A 16,781-nucleotide genomic window follows, 5' to 3' on the forward strand; every position below is an offset into this window, starting at 1 on the left:
GATGGCTAAAATAACTAATATTAATAACTAATGACGGGTTTAGACGTAATGAACAAATTGAGCTTGATCAAAGCGAAACTGGGTGTTGTAAATACCATTGTCAGCGCGCTCGCCTGCGCCAATCATCATGACGACATGGTGGTCGTCGCTTAAACCTAATAGTCGCTTCATCGCAGGCTCATCAAAGCCGCCCATCGGACAGCTGTCAAAGCCATGTGCACGTAGTGCCAGCATCAGGTTTTGGGCGGCAAGCGCGGTATTGTTGGTGGCCCAGTTTTTGGTGTCTTCAAATGTATAGTAAGGCGACTTAATCGGTCCTTTGAGGCGTCTTGCGACCTGAGTTGCACCCCATTTGGCTGCAGAGACGATGTTGGCAGGGCCGCGCAAAAAGTCTAAAGTGACGATTTTGTTGTAGTAGTCTTTTACCTTTTTTGGGACAGGTTTATCAGGGTATTCACGCAATATCTGCTGGGCGTGGTCTTGCCACACGTCAGTACGCGCCACCACTGCAATGAGACGCGCTGAGGTTTTTGCCGCGTTTTGGTTCATGCAGTTTTTTATCGCACGTTTGCGTGTGTCTGCATCATCGATGACATAAAACTCCCACGGCTGCAGATTGCTTGAGTTGGGCGCCAGCATGGCCAGACGCAGACAGTCTGCCAGTACGGCATCTGGTATCGGTGTGTCAGTGAAACGGCGCACCGAACGACGAGACTCCACGACGTCACAAAACGCCTGTAGCGTCGCTGTGCGATCGAGTGTGGCAGTGCTAGTTTTTTTGTCATTGTCAGGGGTCATAAGAGAGTCCATGCTGAGGATTGAGTGACCCACTTGCGCATCATCAAAGTGGGGCTGGGGCTATAATCGCGAATCGCGTCCGCATCTAACAAGTAAGTCATCGTGATAAATCAGATTATTACCAATCAGAACCAATCAGGTTGTTTAGGGCGTTGTCCTCAATTCAATCGATAGCCATCTAAATGGGCTAAAAATGGCTAAATCTGGCCAAACGGTGTCAAATAGCTGATTAATATCTCGATATTATCTGCGTTATTTTCCTTGTTTGACGGTGATTTATCTCATTTTTATCGCCATTTTTAACATGAGGACACACCCTAGCAGTCGTGTTTTTGCCGCTGTGTTTTTCAAAGCGGCTAAAAACGGCCTAACAGTAGGATAAACAGATACCAGCTGCCGCCAGTATCCGCCGTGTTGCTTATATAAATTTAAACAAAGACTGAGTAGATTACAGCTCGTTTTCATACTCTTCAGCGGTCATCAATGCTTCGTAATCGGCGATGTTGTCTGGTTTGATTTTAAAGAACCAGCCTTCGCCGTACGGGTCAGAGTTGATGATTTCTGGATCATCTTCTAGTGCTTCGTTGATCGCAACCACTTCACCTGAGATAGGCGCATAGACGTCAGAGGCTGCTTTTACAGACTCGACCACAGAGATTTCGTCGTCGACGGCGAGGATATCGCCAACGTCTGGCAATTCGACAAATACCACGTCGCCGAGTAGGTCTTGAGCATGGTCAGTGATACCAACAGTGATCGTACCGTCTTCTTCTAGACGCAGCCACTCGTGACTGGCGATGTATTTTAGTTCTGCTGGGATGTTGCTCATGGGGGCTCTCCTAAGTGAGGATGGTGAATAAAATAATGGACGTTAATGATAAAATTTATCAGGGATATCAGTCAAACTGCTGTTTGCCGTTACGGACAAAAGGGAGTTTTACGACGCGCACATCGACGAACTTGCCTTTGCCGCGCAGGTCGACCTGTACGCTATCTTCATCTGATATGCTGGCAGGCACGCGTGCAATTGCGATCGAGTTTTTTAGGCTAGGGGAGAAGGTACCGCTGGTGATGATACCGGTTTGCTCATTGTCTGTGCCTTGGTTGATGGTCACGGTCATGCCCTCACGCAAGACACCGCGGGTGGTCAGTAGTAAGCCGACTTGTTTCATGGCGGTGTTGTCGTCTTTTGACTGCTTGCGCTTGCTGACTAAGGCATCACGACCGATAAAGTCGCGCTCGTCTTTTAGCGCTAGCGTCCAGCCCATGTTGCACTCATACGGGCTAATGGTCTCGTCCATGTCATGACCATAAAGGTTCATACCTGCTTCCATACGTAGTGTATCGCGAGCGCCGAGGCCAGCAGGCTTAATACCATTATCTTTTAATAAGTCAAAGAACGCTGGCGCATCATCGCCATGCATGATGACTTCGACGCCATCCTCGCCTGTATAACCGGTACGAGCGACAAACCAATCTGTGCCTTCGATATTGGTCAAATCAGCACCGACAAAAGGCTTAAGACCTGATAGTGTCTCTGACCAGCTTGGCTTGGCTTTGGCTAGTTTTTCAACCGCTTTTGGACCTTGTACCGCAATCATGGCAAGCTCTGGGCGCTCGGTGATGCTGATGTCAAAGCCTTCAGCGACTTTATTAAACTGTGCTAAGTCTTTGTCACGAGTGGCGGCGTTAGAGACGATGCGGTACTCAGTTTCGGCCTCATTCATTAGATAGACGATTAGGTCATCGATGATGCCGCCTTGCTCATTGAGCATGCCTGAATACAGCGCTTTACCCGCGGTTTTTAGTTTGGCGACATCATTGGCCAGTAGCTTTTGTAGCCATGCTTTGGCATCTGTGCCTTTGATGTCGACGACGACCATATGCGAGACGTCAAACATACCGGCATCGGTACGCACCGCTTCGTGTTCTTCGATTTGTGAGCCATAATGGATGGGCAGCTCCCAACCAGAAAAATCCACCAGCTTGCCATCGCTATCGACGTGAGACTGATAAAGGGGCGTGCGTTTGGGGGCTGCGGTGTTTGTGCTTGGAGTGCTGGTATTGTGAGTATCGGTCATAACAAATCCTTATGGAACATCAGCCGCATTTGATAATCAGTCATAACTGATCAAAGTAGCAGGGCAGAGGTGCATTATCATAGTGAGTAGCGATATTGCAGGGCGCAAGTATCGCAACCAAGGGTGGTACAAAAAATAGAGCAATCAGCCAAACAGACGCCAAACGTCGGTTTAAGCAAAAGCCCTATCTGTCCTGTCACCTGAGATTTTCAATACGGCACATCGTCGTGGTCTCTAAAGCCTTTGATTTACTCTTGCCATCACGATGCTGTCGCATTTTCTCCCCTTCGGTGGGTAAGGCGTCGTCCGTCCTTACCGCTCTCCAGATTTGTTATGCCTTATGTTTGTAGGCCACGCGTTAGGTGTCGCCGCAAAACAATCATGACATGTGTTTTTCAGTCCTTTTACCTGAGCGATTGGCAGGGTGGATGCGCCTTCGGTGGTCTGTGGATAATGCTCAATAGGACATTACCACGATGGGCTGATACGTATCGTTGCCGGTCTTTTATTTCAATGACCTGATAGCAGATAGGCACGCCTACAGACTCTCTCCTGAAAAACGTTTTTATTATGAAAGGTTCACCGCGCTTTTACAAGCCATCTGCGCCATTAAAGTCGATAATTTTGGTAAAAAGTCTTTTTTGTCCCAGCGATTGTCAGTAGTAAGGCATGGTGGCAGCGTTATATTGGTGTTTGTCCTCTTGAGTGCGTTGTTAGTTTCTAGTCGGTTTACCATAGCAGAACGTAAAGCGACTACTGATGTTTGCCCGAAATATGCTAACCTATGGCGATAGATTTTGATAGGTTGTTTTTATGCATTGCGATATTTATAAGTTTCCCAAACATGATGATATGTACATCTACATTGCGCGTCCTGATTATCCAGATGATACCGATGAGATTAAAGACTGGCTGGGGGTGTTGCCCAAAGAGTTTCGTGCGGGGCTAGGGCGTAGTCAGTTTGTTATGCATCTGGATTTGGCCGCCACTTCGAAGCTGGCTCGCGTCGATAAGGGAGAGGTGCTGGCAAAGCTCCAAGCACAAGGGTACTTTGTGCAATTGCCGCCGCAAGATGTCATGCGCCGCCAAGCAGAGCTACGCGCCCGCGAAGCACAAGATAGTATTTATGACTGATGGCATTCAAAGCTAATGGCACTTAAGGCTAAAGGCATGCAAGACTCAGACGCGTGTCTTTGCCTTTATCGTGTCGATTGAGGACACATCCTAGGAAGTCGTGATAAACTGATCTTCTGTTAAGTGCAGATGTCTATTATATATTTTGTCATATTGAGGACACGCCCTAGTACGGCAAAATTTACCCACTACCAATAGACGCTGCTGGCGCTACTGGTGATAAACGCAGGTAATAAAACACGCATGGACTGGTTAAAAAACATATTGCATCGCTTACCGCTTGAGAGTATCAGTGATATCTTAGGAGAGATTGCTATTTGGTGGGGACAACTGGTAAAAGATGTCCCACCCGCCGATCTGCCCATGTATGCCTATCTTGGGGGAACGGTGATCGTACTGATATTATGGCTGCTGGTGGCGCGCATGTTGCCGCGTCCACTCGGCGGTATGAGCTGGATGGTATTGTTTGCCGTATTGCTCGCGCCCGGTACCGCGCTCGATGACCCTAGCGAGATTGCCCCTGCCAGTATCAGTGTGGTGTATGCGGTTATGATGAAAGACTACACAAGTGCCATTGCCAATATGTTGCCCATTATGGTGGTGCTGGTGGTGGGCTTGTTTGTTGGGTTTGTCTGGCAGCTGATACGCGGTGCTTTTGAGTCGAGCCTAGACAAAGCGCGGAGCCGCACCGCCGCAGATACGCAGGCGACCATGCAGCTGACCACAGGCAATTATCTGGCCGAAAACACTGATATAACTGAGCATGCGAAGGTTCATGATCACGCACCAGTAGCTGAGACTGACGAAACGCTGGATCTCAAAAAGCGAGGTGCCAAAAATGAGGGCATACTGTCTAAACAGGCCAATCCCAACGATACGATAGACAAAGGGTGAGGAGCTGGGCGTCAATAGCGGCATGGTTTAATTTGCTCAATGACTATATAGTCGATACACTCTAAAAATATCATAGCGCTACTGGGATGAATTTTGCGCAGCCTCTGGGAACGCAGCATGCAAGTAAAATTTATACCAGTAGCGCGCTTAAATCCATAACAGTTTTATATTCAGCTAACTATAAAGTGACTATAAAAAAGACACCATGTGTGTCTTTTTTTATGGCTAATAATTATGCACCATATTTAGGGCGTAAGAAGCGCTGATCGGAAGGATGACGAACGCATGAGTATTTTGGCAATCCACCAGCCTATGCTACTCTAATTTGTGAGTGCTATTTTATAAAATACTTTATTGATAACGATAACTGAGACTTTACTATGACGACCAAGATGGACAAGACCAACCATACCTTTACCGGCACGCAAAGCTATATCGCCACCGATGATTTACAACTGGCAGTCAATGCAGCGATGACACTACAAAAACCGCTACTGATCAAAGGTGAGCCTGGCACTGGTAAAACACTGCTGGCCGAAGAGGTGGCGCAGAGTTTGGGGATGCCGCTGATTACTTGGCATATCAAGTCAACCACCAAAGCTGAGCAAGGGCTGTATGAGTATGATGCGGTCTCACGCTTGCGCGACTCGCAGCTCGGTGACGACAAGGTGTATGAGATTGGCAATTATATCAAACCCGGTAAGCTTTGGGAGGCTTTTACCAGTCAAGAGCGCAGTGTCCTATTGATTGATGAGATCGACAAAGCCGATATCGAGTTCCCCAATGACTTACTGCATGAGCTTGATAAAATGTCGTTTTACGTTTATGAGACAGGTGAGACCATCACCGCCGAGCAGCGCCCAGTGGTGATCATCACCTCAAACAACGAAAAAGAGCTGCCCGACGCATTTTTGCGCCGCTGCTTTTTTCACTACATCGATTTCCCTGATGAGCACACCATGCGTCAAATCATTGAGGTGCATTTCCCCAATATCCAAGAAAAACTGGTCAATGATGCGCTGGATATCTTTTATAAGCTGCGCGATATTCAAGGGCTTAAAAAACCACCATCAACGTCGGAATTGGTCGATTGGTTAACGTTATTGCTTGCCGATGATATGGCGCAACAAGAGCTAGAAGAAAACTTGCGCGGTGAAAAATCGATCCCGCCGCTATACGGCGCGCTACTCAAAAACGAAGCGGATGTGAGCTTGTTGCAGCGTTTTGCCAACATGATGCGTCGTTAGGCGTATCGACTGACAGCGTTGTCTGGTGTCATATCGCTGTCAGTATGATGGTGCCAATCAAACCTTATCAGCCAATAAGTGATGCGTATTTTATGTTTATCAAATTATTCTACACCCTGCGGACTTACGGCGTGCCAGTCAGCACGCGCGAGCTGCTCGATCTAAACGCTGCGCTCGAGCAGGGGCTGATGATGCAGCCACATCCTGAAAACCCAGCGCTGTCTACCTTTGCCAGTCGCGAGGATATGTACCGACTGATTCGCCTCTGTATGGTCAAAGATGAGCGTCATTTTGATAAATTTGACCGCGCCATGGCCGATTATTTTGAAGGTATCGACAGCTTAGATATCGATGAGCTGATGAACAAGCTGACAGATATCCCAAAAGAGTGGCTCGATCTCAAGCTAGATCCCAAAAATTTGACCGAAGCGCAGCGGCGTTTGCTCAAAAAATACGGCTCGCTTGAGGAGTTGATGAAGGCACTTGAAGAGCGTCTAAAGGAGCAAAAAGAGCGTCATCAGGGCGGAAGCAAATGGGTCGGTACTGGCGGCACCTCACCGTTTGGCGCTTATGGTGATCATCCTGAAGGGGTGCGCGTCGGCGGTGAGTCGCGTAAACGCAGTGCGGTCAAAGTCTGGGAGCAGCGCAAATATCGTAACCTCGATGATGACAATCAGCTGGGCACGCGCCAGATTCAGATGGCGCTACGCAACTTGCGCCAGTTTGCCCGTACTGGCAGCGCCGACGAGCTCGATATCCATGAGACCATCAAGCGCACGGCCAAAAAAGGCGTGCTCGATATTCATATGCAAGCTGAGCGCCGCAATCGCGTTAAAGTGTTGATGCTGTTCGATGTCGGCGGTAGTATGGATATCCACGTCGAGGCGCTAGAAAAACTGTTTTCGGCGGCAAAAAACGAATTTAAGACCTTAGAGTTTTTTTATTTTCATAACTGTCTGTATGACTACGTCTGGAAGGATAATAACCGTCGGCACAGTGCCCTGATGCCGACTTTTGAGCTGCTTAATACCTATGGCCGTGAGTATCGCGTCATCTTTGTCGGCGATGCGTCGATGTCGCCCTATGAGCTGTTTTCGGTGGGTGGTAGCGTCGAGTATATGAATAACGAAGCGGGTATAGTGTGGCTAAAACGTGTACTTGAACACTTTGATAAAGTGGCGTGGCTCAACCCAGAAAACCCCGCGTACTGGCAATATACTCAGACCATCGGTGAAATCAAAAAGCTATTTGATCATAAAATGTATCCGATGACGCTACATGGGATTGAAGAAATGACCCAGTACATGGCGCGGTAGTATTCATCTATATTTGGACGAGTAATATGAAAAAAGCACTTAAGACGATGTGATCGTTTTAAGTGCTTTTTTATTCGATATCGTGTCAATTTTTAGAAAGCATAGTAGCGATAAACGTCATGGTAAGGATGCATACTAGTCCTTGTTCTCAACCAGTCCAATCATCACGCCCATCTGTTTTTTATCGTGCCGATCGATGCTGGGCGCGTATAGGGCCGAGGCCACGCCGCCATCCAAAAACAAGGCATTCGGGCAGCCCAAGTATTCCTTAAACAAAGTCGCAAATTGATAAAAGGTCACAGGCTCGTCGCTATGGACAAACCGAATGCGACCATCACGACAAACGCCAGCCCCGTTTCTGATTTTAGCGGATTGGCTTTCGCGGTTAAACTTTGGGTGTATTTGATCTTGAATCACCAGCATCGGCCCTGATTGAGTGGCATACCATGGCTGCACTTGCCCGCCGTTTAGCTGCTCGCTGAATGCTTGAGATTCTGTGATCTGCACCTTGCCGTCACGCTCCCACCACAGTACACCATTGGGCAATAAATGAAAATTGCCACCGCCTGACCTTAGGTTTAAGGCGCGCTTTTCTACCCCTTTGATGACAGTATAGCCAATAGGGGCAAAGCGCTCATTATACATGCCAGCATTCATGGCAAAGCTGAGAGTCTGGCCGGCTGGTAGCGCCGCCAACAACTCATCAAAGCTGAGTAAAGGCTGCGTACTATCAGGCTGTTGCCAAAATAGCTGTAGCACATGCCGCTTATCACCCAGCGCTGATGCCTCAATCGCACAGGCGCTATAAGCAAATGGCGCCTGCTGTATCTGACAGGCCCACTGCGATGAGTCGCTAGCAGCGTCAGTGACAGCAGGGGAGCAGGCGCTGAGGCTCAGCGCGAGTAGAGCCACGCCTGCTAGCGTGGCGAGTGAGGTGGTGCTTGGCATCAGTCAGTGGCCTTTATTTGTGAGTACAGGACACCGCCGGTCAGCGGTGATACGCGGCTAGTCATGATCAGGCGGTAAGTCGCGAAAGGTATTGTTGACGTTACCGATGAGCATGCCACCGTCGATGATGTCCTCGACGATAGCCGTGGTTTTTTCAGTTGGCGCATTGGTCTCTTTGCCTTTATCACGCGAGTCTTTGTTATAAGCGATAAGGGCGTCGTTGTTGGCCAAGAAGCTATCAGGATTGGCCATCACCCACATCTGATTAAAGACATCGGCACGCGCATTTTGTTCTAGCAACGCGCCTTGGTCAGCAAAGTAAAAGAACTTTGAGAGAAGTTTGATTTGACCATCATCGAGGCGGCGCGCGATATGATACGGCTGCAATTGGCTTGGGTGCTGCAGACCGACTGCGCCGACGATACTTGCTAGGGACTTGAGGGTGTTTTTATGGAAGCTTGCCACACGCTCAGCTTTGCTCGGTACATCCAGCGCTTTTTGACGATAAGGGTCTTGCGTTGCCACGCCGACAGGGCAAGTGTTGGTATGGCATGAGCGTGACTGAATACAGCCAACTGCAAACATAAAGCCACGGGCAGAGTTACACCAGTCAGCACCAAGGGCAATCATACGGGCAATATCAAATCCTGAGACAATCTTACCACTGACACCGAGCTTGATTTTGTCACGGATGCCTGCACCGACCAAGGTATTATGGACCAACAAAAACCCTTCGACCATGGGCATACCGACGTTGTCCATAAACTCAACAGGTGCGGCGCCTGTCCCGCCTTCTGCGCCATCGATGACAATAAAATCAGGGTAGTTGTCGGTTTCGATCATGGCTTTGACAATCGCCATAAACTGCCAAGGCTGACCCACGCAGAGCTTAAAACCAACTGGCTTGCCGCCCGATAGCTCACGCAGCTGCTGCCAAAATGCGACCAGCTCACGCGGCGTGCTAAACGCGCTATGTGATGAAGGCGATACGCAGTCTTGACCCATGGGTACTTGGCGGGTTTGGGCAATCTCTGCGGTGATTTTTTCGCTTGGCAAGACGCCGCCTTTACCCGGCTTGGCACCTTGTGAGAGTTTAATTTCGATCATTTTTACTTGGGGATCGACGGCTTTTTCGGCAAAAGACTGTGGGTCAAAGTTGCCATGGTCATCACGGCAGCCAAAATACCCCGTGCCAATCTCCCAAATCAAGTCGCCGCCAAACTTACGGTGATAAGGGCTGATGGCACCTTCTCCCGTATCATGGGTAAACCCGCCCATCTTGGCACCTTGGTTAAGTGCCATGGTGGCGTTGGCAGACAAGCTACCAAAACTCATCGCCGAGATATTAAATACCGACATATCGTGTGGCTGCTGACAGCGCTCGCCGCCCACGATGATACGGAAGTCTTTGTTTTCTAAAGGTTGGCTGACCGCTGATTGCAAAAACCACTCTTTGCCTTGCGTATATAGATTGTCCAAAGTACCAAAAGCATTGGTATCGCTGACGTTTTTGGCGCGTTGATACACAAGGGCGCGCTGCTGACGCGAAAACGGCACTTGTTCTTTGTCGTTTTCTAACAAATACTGGCGAATCTCAGGACGAAAATCCTCTAGCACATAGCGAATGTGACCTGCCACAGGGTAGTTGCTCAAGATAGAGTGCTTGGACTGAATCAAATCATAAACGCCAAGTGCCACGCCAAAACCACCAAAAAATATGAGCCACCAGTTGACTAGTAATAGCCCCGCCAAAAAAATCAAAATGGCAGCGCCAAAGGTGCTATAGCGCAGCAGCAAGCCCATCAAATAAGGTGAGCTGGTCTTGGGTTCTGGGTTCAAATTGGTACGAGATTGGGGCATAACGACACTCAACAGTAATACATAGATATTAAAAAAAGCGATAACAATTCACAGAGATGGCCGACAAAAAACCACTCTGTTATTATCATCGCTATTAGATGTAGATAAAGCGCTCAAACTGTTCGCTTATATTATGCGCCTATGATATCACTGCTGGGTGTTAATTGGGTAACAGAGTGCTAATCACTGGCAGCTTAATGCGTATCTTTTTTTGGGTGCGCATGTGAACTAATCCTTTGCGTCTCACTCGCCGCGGCCGATCTTGAGTGCCAGTGCTTGTAGTTTTGGTACGATCATCTTTGCATACTCATCAGCATCCCAGTTGGCTCTGGGCACGCTAGCATTTAGCGAATAAGCGTATCGCCCAGTAGCGACGTCAAATACCCCAACCGCGACCGCCAATATATCGGTAGAAAACTCTCCGTCAGACAATGTATAGCCGTGCGCATCATAATGTGCCACAGCGGCATCCAACGCCGTTTGTGCGTGCTGATAGCCTGTGTCAGACAAATGCGCGTGTAGGTTGTCTTTGATGACAGCTTGCCGAGCTTTGGTGCTGACGGCATAAAACGCGCGTCCAATCGCCGTACGAGCCACAGGCACGGCAGAGCCGACTTGTAGATTGACAGACAGGCGGGCAGGGCTACGACAGCAAGCATGATAGCGCATCTCTCCTTCGACTTCGGTGGCCAGATTCACCGATACTTCATTGCTACTGGCAAACTGCCGTAGCAGCGGCTCGGCGGTCGCCACCATATCGTGACGACTCCATGCCGTTGCACTCAGGCGCACGGCACTACTGCCTAGCTCATACTGTCCGTGCTCTGTCGTGCGCAAAAACCCAAGGGTGAGAAGCGTATGAATCAGGCGAGTCACCGTGGCTTTTGGTAGATGAGTCATCTGACAAAGCTGCTGATGGCTCAGCTGCTCGTGCTGCTCAAATGCGGCCAGTAGTATCAGCCCGCGGCCAAGCGCGGTGACAAATTGACGGTCATTGTCGTCTTTGCTTTGGGTGAGAGCGTTACTCATACGCGTCAGTAAAGAGGGGGCGGCTGTTAAAGAAGTAGACATTTTTGCCTCATTTTTTTGATAAAGGTTTACAGTGTGACAAAATTTTGCTTAAATAGTTTATATTATGAAACTAAGTTTCGCACAGCGGAATTGAAAAGTCAATAATTGGTTGAGTCCGGTTATCAGCGTTATTACCATCCATTTATTATTACTCATCGATCAGGACGATCGATATCAAGGAGACCCATATGGCAACATCTACGCGTCCAAGTTTTGATTGGCAAGATCCGTTTTTATTGCGTGACCAGCTCACTGACGAAGAACGTATGGTGACAGACAGTGCGCGTCAGTTTTTTCAAAAAGAGCTGATGCCAAATATCATCGACGCCAACCGCAATGAGCATTTTGACCGCAACATCATGCGCCAGATGGGCGAGATGGGGCTGCTGGGTGTCACCATCGAAGGCTATGGCTGTGCAGGTCTGTCGAGCGTCGCTTATGGTTTGATTGCCAAGGAAGTAGAGGCGGTGGACTCAGGCTACCGCTCGGCGATGAGCGTACAGTCAAGCCTTGTCATGCATCCTATCCATGCCTATGGCACAGAGGAGCAAAGAGAGAAGTATCTACCAAAACTGGCAACGGGCGAGTATGTCGGCTGCTTTGGTTTGACCGAGCCGGATTCAGGCTCAGACCCTGCGTCTATGTCGACGCGAGCGCGTGCGGTTGAGGGCGGCTATGAGCTGACAGGCAATAAAATGTGGATCACCAGCAGTCCCATTGCCGATGTGTTTGTCGTTTGGGCAAAAGACGATGCAGGCGACATTCGTGGCTTTATCTTAGACAAAGGCATGAAAGGCTTATCAGCACCAAAGATCGAAGGCAAGTTCTCACTACGTGCTTCAGTGACAGGCGAGATTGTCATGGATAAGGTGTTTGTCCCTGAAGCCAATGCTTTCCCAGATATCCGCGGACTCAAAGGGCCTTTCGGCTGCTTAAACAAAGCCCGTTATGGTATCGCGTGGGGCTCGATGGGCGCAGCTAAGTTTTGCTGGCAAGCGGCGCGTCAGTATACGCTAGATCGTAAGCAGTTTGGCCGTCCACTGGCCGCAACGCAGTTGGTGCAGCTCAAACTTGCCAATATGCAAACAGAGATCGCCCTTGGTTTGCAAGCGGCACTGCGCGTTGGCCGTTTGATGGATGAAGACAACGCTGCCCCTGAGATGATTTCACTGATCAAGCGCAATAACTGCGGTAAAGCGCTAGACATCGCTCGTGTGGCACGTGACATGCATGGCGGCAATGGTATCTCTGATGAGTTCCATATCATTCGCCACGTCATGAACCTAGAGGCGGTCAACACCTACGAAGGCACGCACGATATCCATGCCTTAATCTTGGGGCGTGCGCAAACAGGCTTGCAAGCGTTTTATTAATCAGCACCGCTGATCTTATGTATGTTACTGCTTGGCCTAGTGCTTGCTGAGCAGTGACGTACATTTTTTAGTTGCGATGCGTCATTTTTTTATCTGGAGCGATAGGTCATGAGATGACGCATCACAATTGTATGTATATAAAAAATAGCGTATACGCGCACACCAAATGATAAGGGATGATTATGACTGAGATGGCAAAAGGGGCATTGCACGGTATCAAGGTGCTCGATTTATCAAGAGTATTGGCAGGTCCTTCTTGTACGCAGGTACTTGCGGATTTGGGTGCTGAGGTCATCAAGGTCGAGCGTCCCAATGTCGGTGATGAGACACGGCACTGGGCACCGCCTAAGTTCAGCGACGGCACATCAGCCTACTACGCCACCATCAATCGTAATAAAAAATCCCTAACCGTGGATATCACCACCGCTGCTGGTCAAACCATCATCAAGCAGTTGGCTGCTGACAGCGATATCGTCGTCGAAAACTTTAAGGTAGGCGGTCTAAAAAAGTACGGCTTAGATTATGACAGTCTCAAGCAGGGCAATCCGCGCTTGATTTATGCATCCTTGACAGGATTTGGGCAGACAGGGCCTGATGCCAAGCGTCCGGGTTATGACTATATCATTCAAGGGCTATCAGGGCTGATGAGCATCACAGGGCCAAGTGATGGCGAGCCGCACAAAGTCGGGGTAGCGGTGGTGGATCTGTTTGCAGGACTGCAGCTGACCATTGGTATCCAAGCGGCGCTACTGGCGCGTCAGCGTACTGGTCTTGGTCAGCATGTCGATGTGGCCCTGTTAGACAGTGCCTTAGCCATGCTGGCAAACGTCGGCATGAATCATTTGGCGTCGAACCAAATACCACCAAGGCTCGGCAACCAGCACCCCAATATCGTCCCCTATCAGGTGTTTGCGGGGGCAGGCGATGCGCACTTTATCTTGGCATGTGGTAACGACAGTCAGTTTGCCAAGCTCTGCGCGCTACTCGGTGTGGATTGGCATACAGATAGCCGCTATATGACCAACCCTGCCCGTGTGACGCACCGTGACGAGCTATGTGAGGCGCTGGCCGAGAAGTTTGCACAGCAGCCGCGCGCATATTGGTTGGCGGCTTTGGAGCAGGCAGGTATTCCTTGCGGGGCGATCCATAATATCAGCGAAGCCCTAGCCATGCCGCAAGCACTGGCTCGCGAGATGGTGGTCGATTTTAGTGAGAAAGGCAGTCCGGTGCGCGCGCTTGGTAGCCCGATCAAGCTGTCGGCGTCGCCGGTCAGTTATCGTACGCCGCCGCCGCGCCTGAGCGAACATACCGATAGTACGCTTGCAGAGTTGGGCTATGACAGCGAGATGATCGCCAAACTAAAAGCTGATGGCATTGTTTAAGCTAGTCCCTTCTCTTAATTAAGAATAGAAGCAAGTAATTATGGAAGCAACCAAGTAGCTACTATGCTGAATGCTTCGCTATAAAGCCCAAACGCTGCTCAATCTGTTCGGCCAGCTCAATCAACACGGTACTGACGTCAGCGCGCTTGGACTCGTACTCTGCTTGCAAAAAACTAACCGCCATGCCAGCGATAGCATGGCCTGAGGCGTTACGGATATAGGTGCCAAGACAATACATGCCCTCACGCAGTTGCCCATCATCAAGTGAGATACGGCTGTCTTTGATGGCGGACAGCTCGGTCGACAAATCAGTAAAGTTATCGACGCCATGCGGTGTGATAGGTTTAGGAAAGCCGCTAGCATAGATGGATTGAATGCTGTCCATCGACAAGGTTGAAAGCATGGCTTTGCCTGTGGCCGAAAACACTGCAGGCACGCGAACACCCGCGCGAAAAGTAAAACCAAGTGGGGCAGGCGCTTCATGACAAGCTAGAAATACCACTTCTCCCAAATCAAGCTTAGATAACGTCACGGTATGCTGGAGCAAGATAGGGTAATGTACGATAAGGTCTTTGAATAACTGAATAACGCCTTGCTGCTGCTCGTATTTACCCGCCCAGTACATTAGATATGAGCCTAAATGAAAGCGGTTGTCGCTGTCTTTATAGATGACGTGCTTGGCCAGCAAGCTTTGCAGGATATTGTGAGTGGAGCTGCGCGGTAGATCCAGCGCCTTAGCAATATGAGCGGCCGTCAGTGGTTGGCTGCTATCGGTGATCAAATCTAGTATTTGAAAGGTTTTGTCCAAGGCAGGGACGGCGGCTGTGCTCATAAGTAACCTATAAAAGTCAGTAAAATGAAGGTGGTAAAAAAATAACGCCATAAATTATCACGAAAATGATAATAGGGGTTGCAAATGGTTGGGCATCGTTCTTATAATGATGTCTCATATATAGAATGATTGTTCAGTATATTGAACAATAAAACAGTTATCAATCATTATTTATATAGACTCTTTTTATATAGATTATATAAACCCTGTTATCGACCGTTATTTATGTACCGCGATAGAGTCGTAGTGTTTTCTACACTCTATCACTGACAAGGAGCGTCACAATGTCACAACAGCCACATACGTTACCACTCTCCAATCCAGATTTGCTCAAACAGCAGTGCTTGATTAAAGACGGCTGGCATGTCGCAAGCAGCGAAGAGACGCTGGATGTGAGCAATCCGTTTAATGGCGAGCTTATCGGTACGGTACCAAGCTTGACCACTGAAGATGTCAACGATGCCGTGGCCGCCTCTCACGACGCCCAAATCGCTTGGGCTGCCAAAACTGCACAAGAGCGTGCCATCTTATTGCAAAAGTGGGCTGACCTGATCGATGCCAATAAAGAAGATTTGGCCATCATCATGACCGCAGAGCAAGGCAAGCCCTTGACTGAGTCACGCGGCGAGGTGGGTTATGCCAACAGCTTTATCCGCTGGTTTGCCGAAGAAGGCAAACGCGTCTACGGCGATGTCATTCCTGCCAACCAAGCAAAGTTGCGCCATGTTATTTTGAAGCAGCCCGTCGGCGTCTGCGCCGCCATCACCCCTTGGAACTTTCCAGCGGCGATGATTACCCGAAAAGCGGCACCGGCACTCGCAGCAGGCTGCACCATGATCATCAAGCCTGCAACCGAAACGCCATTTTCGGCGCTAGCCCTTGGCACATTGGCCGAGCAAGCAGGTATCCCAACAGGCGTTATCCAAGTGGTGACGGGCAAATCTTCCACCATCGGCGATATTCTCACCGGTGATGCACGCATTCATAAGCTGTCGTTTACTGGCTCTACGGAAGTGGGTCGTACCTTGATGGCACAGTGCGCGCCAACCATCAAAAAACTATCACTTGAGCTGGGTGGTAATGCCCCATTTATCGTTTTTGATGATGCTGATTTAGAAGCCGCCGCTGATGGCTTAATCGCCTCTAAATATCGCAACGCCGGTCAAACCTGTGTCTGTGCCAACCGCGTCTATGTACAAGAGAGCATCAAAGACAAGTTTCTTGACGTGTTTGTCAAAAAAGTCGCTGAGCTCAACGTCGGCAACGGTATGGACGAAGGCGTGGATATCGGCCCGTTGATCAACAAAAAAGCTTTGGAGAAAGTGCAAGCGCTGCTAAAAGACGCTTTAGACAAAGGCGCGACGCTTATCACTGGCGGCAGCACCAACGGTGCTTCAGAGCTGACTTACAACCCAACCGTCATCACTGATATCAGTGCTGAGATGGATATCGCCTCTGAAGAGATTTTTGGCCCCATCGCTACCATCTTTACCTTTGATGACGAAGCAGATGTCATCCGTCAAGCAAATGACACCATCTACGGCTTGGCCGCTTATTTTTATAGTGGCAGCTATGCGCGCTCATGGCGTGTCACAGAAGGGCTGGATTACGGCATCATCGGTCATAATACCGGCCTTATCTCCACGGAAGTTGCCCCATTTGGCGGTGTCAAACAATCAGGTTTTGGCCGCGAAGGCTCAAAATACGGCATCGAAGAGTATGTAGTGACCAAGTACTGGTGCTCTGATGTCAGTGCCTAATCGCACCTAGCATACGCTGCTTTTTATTTAACCATTTCATTTTAATGCGGCATCATCGCAGCTTAAGGGACTCAGGCGCTCGTCA

General features: G+C 49.3%; 14 protein-coding genes and 2 riboswitches. Of the genes, 7 read left to right on the plus strand and 7 right to left on the minus strand.

What is annotated here, in order from left to right:
* Positions 1–39 precede the first annotated feature (39 nt).
* The 3 genes from ACNFVB_RS05365 to gcvT all read right to left on the minus strand — a co-directional run bounded on the left by ACNFVB_RS05365 (position 40) and on the right by gcvT (position 2,879).
* Entirely contained in the window at positions 40–798 is a 759-nt protein-coding gene (locus ACNFVB_RS05365; protein ID WP_430738329.1) for a nitroreductase family protein, read from the minus strand.
* A 448-nt stretch (positions 799–1,246) separates the two neighbouring features.
* Complete coding sequence (gene gcvH / locus ACNFVB_RS05370; RefSeq protein WP_075101105.1) at positions 1,247–1,627, minus strand: glycine cleavage system protein GcvH; 381 nt, start codon at positions 1,625–1,627, stop codon at positions 1,247–1,249.
* Between the two features lie 67 nt (positions 1,628–1,694).
* Positions 1,695–2,879 (minus strand): glycine cleavage system aminomethyltransferase GcvT, encoded by a 1,185-nt coding sequence (gene gcvT, locus ACNFVB_RS05375; protein ID WP_430738330.1) that lies wholly within the window; start codon positions 2,877–2,879, stop codon positions 1,695–1,697.
* Positions 2,880–3,057: 178 nt separating this feature from the next.
* A riboswitch (glycine riboswitch) is annotated at positions 3,058–3,215 on the minus strand.
* Positions 3,216–3,265: 50 nt separating this feature from the next.
* Positions 3,266–3,444: riboswitch (glycine riboswitch) on the minus strand.
* A gap of 248 nt (positions 3,445–3,692) precedes the next feature.
* On the opposite strand from gcvT, the gene ACNFVB_RS05380 reads away from it, so the two are divergent.
* The 4 genes from ACNFVB_RS05380 (at position 3,693) to ACNFVB_RS05395 (ending at position 7,470) form a co-directional block, all read left to right on the plus strand.
* Positions 3,693–4,013: a YcgL domain-containing protein gene (locus ACNFVB_RS05380; RefSeq protein ID WP_100749238.1), complete on the plus strand. Its 321-nt coding sequence runs from the start codon at positions 3,693–3,695 to the stop codon at positions 4,011–4,013.
* 243 nt (positions 4,014–4,256) lie between these two features.
* Entirely contained in the window at positions 4,257–4,907 is a 651-nt protein-coding gene (locus ACNFVB_RS05385; RefSeq protein WP_288997168.1) for a hypothetical protein, read from the plus strand.
* A 392-nt stretch (positions 4,908–5,299) separates the two neighbouring features.
* The gene (locus ACNFVB_RS05390) at positions 5,300–6,154 is read left to right on the plus strand and encodes an AAA family ATPase (protein WP_288997213.1); all 855 of its coding nucleotides are present in this window, start codon (positions 5,300–5,302) and stop codon (positions 6,152–6,154) included.
* A 92-nt stretch (positions 6,155–6,246) separates the two neighbouring features.
* Positions 6,247–7,470, plus strand: a complete 1,224-nt coding sequence (locus ACNFVB_RS05395; RefSeq protein ID WP_430738331.1) for a vWA domain-containing protein — start codon at positions 6,247–6,249, stop codon at positions 7,468–7,470.
* Between the two features lie 135 nt (positions 7,471–7,605).
* Here the strand turns inward: ACNFVB_RS05395 and ACNFVB_RS05400 are convergent, their stop codons facing one another.
* The 3 genes from ACNFVB_RS05400 to ACNFVB_RS05410 all read right to left on the minus strand — a co-directional run bounded on the left by ACNFVB_RS05400 (position 7,606) and on the right by ACNFVB_RS05410 (position 11,349).
* Positions 7,606–8,418, minus strand: coding sequence for a phosphodiester glycosidase family protein (locus ACNFVB_RS05400; protein ID WP_430738332.1), 813 nt, complete (start codon positions 8,416–8,418; stop codon positions 7,606–7,608).
* Between the two features lie 57 nt (positions 8,419–8,475).
* Positions 8,476–10,278 carry an FMN-binding glutamate synthase family protein gene (locus tag ACNFVB_RS05405; RefSeq protein WP_430738333.1) on the minus strand — a complete coding sequence of 601 codons (1,803 nt, stop codon included), beginning with the start codon at positions 10,276–10,278 and terminating at the stop codon, positions 8,476–8,478.
* A gap of 243 nt (positions 10,279–10,521) precedes the next feature.
* A complete protein-coding gene (locus ACNFVB_RS05410; protein WP_430738334.1) occupies positions 10,522–11,349 on the minus strand; it encodes an IclR family transcriptional regulator in 828 nt (275 codons plus the stop codon).
* 188 nt (positions 11,350–11,537) lie between these two features.
* Here ACNFVB_RS05410 and ACNFVB_RS05415 point away from each other — a divergent pair, with 188 nt between their 5' ends.
* Positions 11,538–12,722, plus strand: a complete 1,185-nt coding sequence (locus ACNFVB_RS05415; protein WP_430738335.1) for an acyl-CoA dehydrogenase — start codon at positions 11,538–11,540, stop codon at positions 12,720–12,722.
* A gap of 182 nt (positions 12,723–12,904) precedes the next feature.
* A complete protein-coding gene (locus tag ACNFVB_RS05420) occupies positions 12,905–14,104 on the plus strand; it encodes a CaiB/BaiF CoA transferase family protein (protein ID WP_430738336.1) in 1,200 nt (399 codons plus the stop codon).
* Between the two features lie 61 nt (positions 14,105–14,165).
* Here the strand turns inward: ACNFVB_RS05420 and ACNFVB_RS05425 are convergent, their stop codons facing one another.
* Positions 14,166–14,936 (minus strand): IclR family transcriptional regulator, encoded by a 771-nt coding sequence (locus ACNFVB_RS05425; protein WP_430738337.1) that lies wholly within the window; start codon positions 14,934–14,936, stop codon positions 14,166–14,168.
* A 284-nt stretch (positions 14,937–15,220) separates the two neighbouring features.
* Here ACNFVB_RS05425 and ACNFVB_RS05430 point away from each other — a divergent pair, with 284 nt between their 5' ends.
* The gene (locus ACNFVB_RS05430; RefSeq protein WP_430738338.1) at positions 15,221–16,696 is read left to right on the plus strand and encodes an NAD-dependent succinate-semialdehyde dehydrogenase; all 1,476 of its coding nucleotides are present in this window, start codon (positions 15,221–15,223) and stop codon (positions 16,694–16,696) included.
* Positions 16,697–16,781: the final 85 nt, after the last annotated feature.

The organism is Psychrobacter sp. VH5 (genome assembly GCF_050572635.1).
Taxonomy (GTDB): domain Bacteria; phylum Pseudomonadota; class Gammaproteobacteria; order Pseudomonadales; family Moraxellaceae; genus Psychrobacter; species Psychrobacter celer.